The 9,548-nt window shown below is 34.7% G+C and carries 10 protein-coding genes; 1 reads left to right on the top strand and 9 read right to left on the bottom strand.

Annotation, left to right across the window (positions count from 1 at the left end):
- Window positions 1-182: 182 nt before the first annotated feature.
- From mobV to MMB68_RS27390, 7 genes are all read right to left on the bottom strand, one after another.
- Window positions 183-1,601, bottom strand: a complete 1,419-nt coding sequence (gene mobV / locus MMB68_RS27420; protein ID WP_221785725.1) for a MobV family relaxase — start codon at window positions 1,599-1,601, stop codon at window positions 183-185.
- 546 nt (window positions 1,602-2,147) lie between these two features.
- The gene (locus tag MMB68_RS27415; protein ID WP_264409305.1) at window positions 2,148-2,636 is read right to left on the bottom strand and encodes a hypothetical protein; all 489 of its coding nucleotides are present in this window, start codon (window positions 2,634-2,636) and stop codon (window positions 2,148-2,150) included.
- Window positions 2,637-3,068: 432 nt separating this feature from the next.
- Window positions 3,069-3,485, bottom strand: a complete 417-nt coding sequence (gene arr / locus MMB68_RS27410; protein ID WP_221785723.1) for an NAD(+)--rifampin ADP-ribosyltransferase — start codon at window positions 3,483-3,485, stop codon at window positions 3,069-3,071.
- Window positions 3,486-3,662: 177 nt separating this feature from the next.
- Window positions 3,663-4,202, bottom strand: a complete 540-nt coding sequence (locus MMB68_RS27405; protein ID WP_277549596.1) for a DUF3967 domain-containing protein — start codon at window positions 4,200-4,202, stop codon at window positions 3,663-3,665.
- Window positions 4,203-4,825: 623 nt separating this feature from the next.
- Window positions 4,826-5,464 carry a MarR family transcriptional regulator gene (locus MMB68_RS27400; protein WP_221785722.1) on the bottom strand — a complete coding sequence of 213 codons (639 nt, stop codon included), beginning with the start codon at window positions 5,462-5,464 and terminating at the stop codon, window positions 4,826-4,828.
- 238 nt (window positions 5,465-5,702) lie between these two features.
- Window positions 5,703-6,215, bottom strand: a complete 513-nt coding sequence (locus tag MMB68_RS27395) for an HTH domain-containing protein (RefSeq protein WP_277549595.1) — start codon at window positions 6,213-6,215, stop codon at window positions 5,703-5,705.
- 311 nt (window positions 6,216-6,526) lie between these two features.
- Window positions 6,527-7,018: a hypothetical protein gene (locus MMB68_RS27390; protein WP_057275184.1), complete on the bottom strand. Its 492-nt coding sequence runs from the start codon at window positions 7,016-7,018 to the stop codon at window positions 6,527-6,529.
- A 455-nt stretch (window positions 7,019-7,473) separates the two neighbouring features.
- Between MMB68_RS27390 and MMB68_RS27385 the strand changes: the two genes are divergently transcribed.
- Complete coding sequence (locus tag MMB68_RS27385) at window positions 7,474-8,049, top strand: MEDS domain-containing protein (RefSeq protein ID WP_264409303.1); 576 nt, start codon at window positions 7,474-7,476, stop codon at window positions 8,047-8,049.
- A gap of 414 nt (window positions 8,050-8,463) precedes the next feature.
- Here the strand turns inward: MMB68_RS27385 and MMB68_RS27380 are convergent, their stop codons facing one another.
- Together MMB68_RS27380 and MMB68_RS27375 are read right to left on the bottom strand one after the other, a co-directional pair.
- Complete coding sequence (locus MMB68_RS27380) at window positions 8,464-8,667, bottom strand: hypothetical protein (RefSeq protein WP_221785721.1); 204 nt, start codon at window positions 8,665-8,667, stop codon at window positions 8,464-8,466.
- A 305-nt stretch (window positions 8,668-8,972) separates the two neighbouring features.
- Entirely contained in the window at window positions 8,973-9,140 is a 168-nt protein-coding gene (locus MMB68_RS27375) for an aspartyl-phosphate phosphatase Spo0E family protein (protein WP_221785720.1), read from the bottom strand.
- Window positions 9,141-9,548 lie beyond the last annotated feature (408 nt).

Below are 9,548 nucleotides of genomic sequence, written 5' to 3'. Positions count from 1 at the left end.
TATTTCGCTCCGATGCCAATACGATTGAAATAGCTTTTTTTATATGGCTTTAATTATGTTTACTGACCAGAAAAACCATAGTTATAAGCATTCAACAATAAATAAATATCATAACCAGCTACCACTGCAAAAGCAATAAGTAAGAGTGTCGTTTTCATTTTACTCAATTTCATATCTCCTTTTTACCGTTCTAAGTCTTGTTCTTGGCGCTTGGATTGCTTGCGAATCCCACCAACATATTGGAAGAACGACATCTGCTTCATCTTCTCCACATTCTTATCAATCCAATTCAACGCTTTTTCCTTCCAGGCTTTCAGTGTTTTATTCTCTTCTTTTAATTCATGAACCTTCTTATTCGCCTCATCAAGCTCTTCTTTTGGCACATAATCTTTTATATAACCAAGATTCATCTTCGTTAAGCTCTCATTCACTTCATTTACCTGTACAAGCTCTTTTTTCGTTTTCTCATGTTTCTGCTTCTCAATCATTAAATCGTCGCTGAGAGAGCTTATATGAGCCTCATATTGCGTATCTAGTTCTCTCTTAACCTCATCTTTCAAATTTTCCTTTTGTTCAGCTGAGAAGTCATGTACTAGCTTCTGACGCATTTGTTTTTTCGCTTTTTCTACTTCACGATCTTGATGCGCCACGTATACCTCTAATTCTTGCCTTGTCTCACTCAAATCATGCTTTAAGGCCTTATTCTCTTTTTCATAACGATCCACCTCATGACTCAATGCATGCGTGCGCTCATGTTCGGCCGCCAACGTTTGCTGTAGCTCTTTTGTGAGACTCATAAGCTCATGGAAATCTACTTCTTCCACTTTCACTTTGGAACCCATGACACTCTTGGCCGCCTCTACTTCAATCGGTTGACTACATAACTCTTCAATACGTCTCTCACTACGTATCTCAACGGGTGGTGCTGCTTTCAACTCCACTAAATTGTCCATCTGTTGAAGCTCTTTTTCCTTGTGAGCCACTAGTTGTTGCAGATGCTTTAGCTCTTTTTCGCGTTCTTGTTTCTTAAACTCATGCACACTCTTATGCTGCAGCTCACTTGGCTCGCCACGCTCAATGTCGTAGCCACGTTTGTTCATATAGTTATGGAAGTCATCTTGGATTCTGCGAATCTTGGTTTTTCCATGGAAGTACTCTTTCGCCGCCAAGCGTCGATCATCCGTAATGGGCACGAACCCCACATGCATATGTGGCGTCGCTTCATCGTTATGTACCACGGCATATAAAATGTTCTGCTGGCCATACTTGCCGGCGATATGATCCAGTGATGCTTCAAAATATTTACGCTGCTCGTCTGGCGACATCGCATGCATATACTCAGGGCTGGCCGATACAAAGAATTCTGCCACCAGGACCGCATCATTCCGAATTTTTCGTTTCACACGGGTGGCCGTCATCTTCTTAATTTCTTCGTGATACTTAATTTTATCTTCATTCACAAAATCATAGTTAAGCATCGTTCTACTTGAATCAATGTCTTTATTTTTACTGTTCTCGCCTTCTCGTTGGTTGTGTTTCTGGATCCCCAATATTGCGTCTTTGTGGAACTTTTGCATGCGGATAATCCCATATTTGGCCATCCCTCAATCCCCCGTTTCGACCACTATTCTTGGATCTAGCATACCACAATTTGAGATTTGGTGTAACATACTACACCAATTTTTCATCTTCGATCAAATTGGGAGCGCGCTCTACGAGGTAGGCGGTCGTATTCCTCCCTGTGTTTGGCTGCGCCAAAAAGAAAAAAGACATCCTAAACGGATGCCCTTTTTCTTTAAGACCGTGGACGCCGTCCACCACCTGTAAGGGGAACTCTTCCCCTTAACCCCATCTAAAAAACTCCCCCAACCCCCTCACTTTTTGAGGGGGCTCCCTCGCCGGTTGGCGTCAAACAAACGTGGTTGTTTGAGTACCAAGAGGGTCTTGGTGTAGTGACATTGTCAATTCCTTAATGCTCCCTACGGTCCGCTTACCATTGACAATGGCCGCATATAGTCCACTTACGTTACCATGGCTGTATCACATGATATGTCGCTGATTTTCCCGTGTCACGCTCTGACACATTAACTCTGTCAATCGTTGCTATTACTGCGTTCATAGCTCGATTCGGTGATATATCAGTCTATTCAATTCTTCTGTTTCAATCCAGCACCATTAGCAAATGTGATATTTTCTTTGATGAATTGAAAACCGTATAAAAGCAATGATTTTACAAAAAATATGACCATCACTCGAGTCCTGCTTAATCGTACATACGAAAAGAGTCCTAGCTTTTTCAGAAAATCTGAAAAAGGAAAGATAAAAAACAAATCTGTAAAGAAATTCACAAGTAAGAATTTCAGAAAGTGACCATACGTATATTTTAAAATCCACATAGACCCAATCAAATATTGGCCCCATAAGAGTGGTGTTTCTCCTCGAGCTTTCGGAAACAATCGTTCATAAAACCACCACCATTTTCTTTTTTCAGCGATGTAACTTTCTAATCGAATCAATAAAGTTATAAATAAACTAGCTGCAAAAAATCGCTTTATCGATTTCTTACCTAGAAAAGGTACACTAAGCCAAGGTACAAGCATGATACACCATAACCACATTCTTGGATGTTTTGTCATTCCAATAGACCTCCAGTTGAATAAATCATTTATAATGTCTCCTTGGAATAACAAAAATATCAATTATCAGTCCAGAATTACTGAAACATAAGCTATAACAGCTTGGCCGTTTTAAAAAATAAAAAGCAAGAGGTATAACCTTTTGCTTTTAAAGTACATATCATTCATTTACATATCGTAGGTTGATCAAGGGATAGAATAGGCTGTTCAACTTTAGCATTTGTTATTTGTTCTTGAACAAAAATCCATATAGCAATATTGATGACGACAGCTACCAGTAGAAAACTTCTATTTTTATTAATAAAGGTTTCCTCCTTCAAGTCATAATCACAGCAAAGACCGCCCATTAGATATGATCCTATAAGGCGGCCTTAATTGCATGTATGCTATATGTTTACTCTAGGAATCAAGATATTATCTCTCATATGAGAATCAATCGTATATTACATTCTTTCCTTCTTCACTTAACTTTTTTAAAGATGTAAGCATATGATTTATTTCTTCATCGGAATGTCTTTCCCATGAACCTAATTCAGCTACTATTTTCAAGGGAAATTTAGATCTATAAGAACGTGTTGGGTTTCCAGGAAATTTTTTATCGGTTAAATTCGGATCATTTTCGAAATCGCCTAATGGTTCTACAATATAAATTCTCTCTTTTGAATTAGATCTTGCTAATTCAGCACCCCATTTAGCAGCGTTTAATGTTCCGGTAAAATAGATATGGTTAGATTTTTTATCCTGATAATTAGATAGATACAACGGTTCAAGCAGGTCTCCAATTTTTAGTTCTGCTTTAGTACCATGAAAAAATGGACCAGGATCCAAGACATCTTTCTTCTCATTCATATAGCCACACCCTTTATACTTTTTGACTTGCGTATAACAGTATAAGGCCGGACACGAGTGGAAAAACAGTCTATAAATAATTTTCAATTAGGGTTATAATTAAAGTAGAGATTAAGATGTTGTCGGAAACAACTCATTTAAATAAAAAAAGACTGCCAGGTAGCTGGCAGTCTTTTTTTATTTCCAAAATTCCCACCACTTCTTTTTCTTTTCTTCACTGGCAGCAATAAGTTTTTGAGTTTCTTGCATTCCTCTAACAGCATCTAAAAGCTCACGATCCCTGTTATCTAATTTCTTTGAAATGTATTCATCTCTTTGTTGAATTTGCTTCAATAATTCTTGGTTAAATTTCATTTGCTCTTCTTTAAAATCTTCAAATTGCTTTAGTAATTGCTCATACTGTTGTGTCCCCTGATATGTCACTAATTCCTCTGTGTCACGGTCTGACACATCGTCTTCGCCAACCGTTGATATCACTGCATTTATAGCTTGATCCAGTGACATATCAGGGTGCTTTATCAACTCTCTAATCTTACGTAAAACAATTACATCCTTATCAAAGAAACCTCTGTGGCCCAACTCATTTTTATGGATATGGTACCCTGCTTTTTCAAGCAGCTGAGAATACTTACGAACAGTAGTGTTCTGTATCGCTAAAAGGGTAGCGACTTCCCTTGCTGTATAAACCTTTTGCTGCTTCTTTGTGTCACCTGACATATCGCACAACCTCCTGCTATGTCCTATGATATGTCATTCGATATATAAAAGAAAAGTTCCTTTTAAAAGATGATCTAGACTTATATTTTAGAATCACGTGGCCGCCTTCGTTTTGGGGTGTGAGGCTGGCTTTAAAAATAGTGTAGATACATTATGAAAAAGAGTAGAATTTTGGACAGTTGCTCTGGCGGTTCGGCAGGTATAATGGCCGTCGTAAGCCGAGCATCTTAAACTTCGTTTTGGGTATGTTCGGCTTGGCGATATAACCATTCCTGCCGAAATTTGAAATACAAGGAGAAAAGAGTGGAGATTTTTTTAGTGATTTCCTAAAAAAATACTACTCGAACCTTGTATGGAAAATAGCCATAATAATTTTTCATATGTATTAAGTTCAAGACATTTTAATATGGTTTTTCTAACGAAAAAACTATAAAAAGACCCTTGCAATTCTATCAGCAAATTGCTATTTAAATAGAGTGAGAAGAGACAAGTGCAAGAATGTTATTATATCAACGTTTATAGAATGTAGGGTGTTAAAAAAATTTAACACCTGTGTTAAATTTTTTTAACACCTAATTTTATCCAAATCACACAAAAAAAAAACTGCAAGAGTATTCTTACAGTTAAAATAGATAAATAGGTAATTTATGTTTCTTTTTCGCTTCCCCAACTTTTATATTTCTAAGAGCTTTTGAAAATATTTGCTGCGTTGCTCTATCTACCTCATCTTTAGGTGCATTACATAAAATATTTGGATTAACAAACCAAGTTCTTGAACTACAAATTCGTCCTTCTTCAGTTGTTACTCCTGTTTCTGCTACTCCTAAGATACCTTTATCTAGTAACTCATTCATCATTTTTGATACTGAAGTTCTAGTTTTATTTAACTTCTTTGCTAAATAACTTGGCGAAGCTGCTGATGGTTTACCTTCATCTTCAACGTTCTTCTCAACTATTACATTTGATTTGAACTCAAGAAATCTAGATACCTCAAACAAAAAAGCTTTTTCAGCTTGAGTCAGATAGCCAATTTCACATAGATAATCAATATTTTCAGTGATCATCTGCACAAACTTCACCCCATCAGTTTTTTTCTTACGTTTACCAATAAAATAATCTTCTCCAGTAGTCTTATGTAAAATCTGTAATAACATTTTCTGTTGATCTGCTGACAAACCAACCTCTGCCTGACCAATTAGTTCTTCAATCCTTGAATCTCGTACTCTTGCTTTTTTCTCTGCTTGGTCTAAAGCTTTTTTCACTTAGTATTCCTCCAATTTTCACTGGAAAGAATATAACCCCTTGTGATAGAATGTATCTATAATGAATTCAAAAACAGAAGGTTAATTCCTTCCTAAATAATTTGTAAGAAGAAGTCCTCGGAGTCCGCGAAAACTTGAGGGCTTTTTCTTATGTCTAATTTTCTACCAAATCCTACATTTTTGCAAACCCTATTTGTAAAATAAACAAGAAAACTCACCTAAAATGTAGGTGAGTTTTTTAATCTAATAATCCTTTTTCTTTAAATACTTTTCTCAAAGCTTCATTCACTAATTCAGATTTATAACTCTTAGGAACTCGATCAATAATACTTAAAACATCATCATCAAAATAAAAGCCTCTATATACCCTTTTAGAACGGTCTTTTGGATTCTGCAGCAAGAGATCAATTGCATCTACTTTGCTAGTAGTCGTACTAGCTTTTGAAACGCTATCGCTAGTACTTTCACTTTCGTTTAAATAGCTAACACTAGCTACTACTTCACTAGTAGCTAGCTTTTGTTCTGCTGGCATTTTACTGTTTTTAGAGATAAGGGTACTAAAGTCAACATCTAAAGGTTCTGATTCTTCTCCAACATAGCGATAAATACTTTCCTTACTGTCCCATTCATAGCCTAATTTCTTAATCTTTAATTGAATCGTACGAGTGCTTACATCATACTGATCAGCTAATTCCTTAATGGTGATTTCTTTCATCATAATTCCATTTAACATCTTTTTTACCAGCATCATACTAGCCCCCCATTTTCGTTTTAAGAGTATAGTACTAGTATTCAAATGCAAGATGATATTTCCTGCTATAATTTTTCAAGGCTGCATAGTTATTTTAGTCTTTGAACAAACTATGGAAGAAGTCTTGTAATAAGACTCCACTTACAACCTAATTTTATTTATCAGTAGAAAAAGCTATCTTCCCCAAAGATAGCTTTTTCGCTTCATAGTTAACATAAAACACATTATCAGAACAAAACTGAACCCAATAAGCTCGGTATTGATTAGATTCTAGACCAAAAGCATAGCCAACTCCAGTATCTATATTCACTTCAATACATAATAAAATTTCCATAATCAACGACAGTAATTTTACCTTTCTTGGATAACCTTATATTACTATTACCCATATCCCTAGGCTTGATTCCGGCATCGCGAAATTTGTTTTTTAATGGGATTAATTCTTTATTACTTATTTCAACGGGAACTTCAATGTCCATTTTTTTCATTATGATCCAACCATGTCCAACTTCTTTCACTCGGCAGAGGTGTTTTAGTAAATCAGCTCGACAATGGTCATATATTTTAAATTCCGTTTCATTACATTGAATCCCCTTCTTAGTAAGGGCTACTTTTAATACATATCCATTATTAAGATCAAAGACAATACGGTGGCGACCATTACCAATCTTTGGGTATGTCAACTGTAAGATTATATCAGCTTCGTTAGCCCTTTGACTTTTACTTGTATCCTTATAATGATGCATTTTTGATAGCCATAAATTAATAGATTGTATATCCCAATTAGACAAAAAAACACTCAACCTTAACTCTTCCTCCCTCCCTTTTTTTCCTAAAATTATAGTTTATGCAATAGAAGAATGCCTTGACAGGGCGTTTGTATAAAGAAACAGAAACTATAAGCTTGATCTTTCCTAAAGAAAAAACAACCTACCACAACAAGGAGTTTTTTCTGTTTTTATGTTGTATAGAATATACAAAGTTAGTTAACATAATGTCTCTTTCCGGAACACATCACAAAAAAGAACCCTTGTCGCAGAACGGTTCCGCCGAGGGTTCTTTTTCCGGAGTATGCAGCTTTTTATACATCCTTGATAAACCAACGTTTTTTCAGTAAGCGATTAGTGAAAAAATGAATAAAAAGTGCACCTTTTATACATATGTTAAGCTCTGATAAAGTATAAATAAAAAATTTACCACTGTATTCAATTTACATAATCCAAGTATAATTAGAGAGATAGAAGAAAGAAGGGATTAGGTGTTCAAAAATAAAATGAATCAGTTGTTTGAAGACCAAAAGAGTGTTCATGTACTGTATTCCTACGACGAGTCAGAAAACTATATAAGACAAGCTGTGAATTATATCCAAAATGGAATCTTTGCTGGAGATTGCGTTATTCTTATTGAAAATGACCGTTTATATCCTTTCATTCATAACGAACTCAAAACACTATTGACCACAGATCAAATGAAAATGATAAACCGTATTAACAATTTCGATTTCTATTATTCAAGTGGTAGTTATCATCCACCTGCAATCCTCGATTACTTTAATAAAACCGTACAACCTTACTTAGAAAAAGAAATTTCTTTTAGATCATGGGCACATGTAGAATGGAGTAGTATGGAAGATCCTCTGCATCTAATCGAAGATTTTGAAAAGATAGTAGATAATGCTGTAAACCAACTATCTTTTCCATTAATTTGTGCATATAAAAATGAAAGAATGCCAGAATACCTGAGGAATATTTTGATGGAAACACACCCTTATATTCTTGTAGAAGATGATTTAATTCTCTCTGAACAATACCCATCATCAACTGATATGAAATAAAATAAAAAAACGCTGAGTATGATTACTTAAGCGTTTTCTTATTTATCCTTTTAAAGCTAGCAATGTTCTGATCCTATAACGGAAAAATGTACCCTTTATGGAAAAAAGATGATATTATTAATTTGAAGTTATCTTTTCGTTATTTGTTATACGTGTGAACCCTATGAAAAAGCTACCTTATTTCTATGCAAAGCCAATGCCCATAGAAATAAGGTAGCTTTTTTATGCTTATAAAATCTTTCAAAAACGGGGGAGAAATTTTATGTTGACTCGATACGAACTTTTCTTATTCAACAGGGAACTATTGTTTTTACTAGAACAACACTCTACCTGTACTGATTCTAGTTTAAAAGAAATGCTGTTGAGTCAAATTTCTCTTATGCTTGCTGTTCTTAGCTAAATTGCATATTAATCTTATTCTCTTTCCATTTCTTGATCCCTACGCTTATTACGCTTGTGAATTCCCCCAACATGTTGAAAGAACGAAATCTGTTTCATTTTCTCAACATGCTTATCAATCCAATTCAATGCTTTTTCCTTCCAGGCTTTCAATGTCTTATTCTCTTCTCTTAATTCGTGAACCTTCTCATTCGCCTTATCTAACTCTTCTTTTGGCACATAATCCTTTTATATATACAGAACGTTTCAAATAATTGATTTTGTATACAAATATGATATATTAAAAGTCAGACTATTTTTTACAAATTTCAACGTAACCCTATTTTTGAGCAACCTCCCGTCCATTGCAGAGGTTGCTCTTTTATTTTGTATATGTAGCAACACATTAAAAATAGTCTTTAATTACAGAACATGGTAATCTACTTATGTTTCATACTTCGGATACGTATGGACAAACCCTTATAAAAAAAAGCAACCTCGTTCATTGGCCAATGAAGAGGTTGCTTTTTTTGTTTTTAATATCTCTATTTAATCTTTTCTAATTCATTTAACATCTCATCAATAAATTGACTAATCTCTATCGTGTTACTACTTGTAAACCCCTCTTTAAATGCCGTTTCAATCAAACATTTTCTCTCTTTTTCAATCTCCACTGTTAAAGCTTCTTTTAAGATCACTTTATGAGATTCCAATATTCCCCTCACCCATTTACTTTTAATAGCAAAACAAAATACAAGGTTGATCCTTCTAAAAGCAATCAACCTTGTATTCATTTTATCTTTTTATGTTCATACAAATATTTTACAGTATACAAATGTCCTTATACAACGGAATTTTATTTTGAAATCAAAACTTGTCATACAAAATTTGATTTTCATCTTCACAACCAAAAAAGTTTGTGATATACTTCACATATAAAGATATCCATGACGAACCAGAACACTCTAGATGTAAAAATGTAATGTAAAAAAGCTATTTCGCTCCGATGCCAATACGATTGAAATAGCTTTTTTTATATGGCTTTAATTATGTTTACTGACCAGAAAAACCATAGTTATAAGCATTCAACAATAAATAAATATCATAACCAGCTACCACTG

Source organism: Priestia sp. Y58 (assembly GCF_029522095.1).
GTDB classification, from domain to species: domain Bacteria; phylum Bacillota; class Bacilli; order Bacillales; family Bacillaceae_H; genus Priestia; species Priestia megaterium_E.
This window is presented reverse-complemented; position numbering and strand designations above follow the sequence as displayed.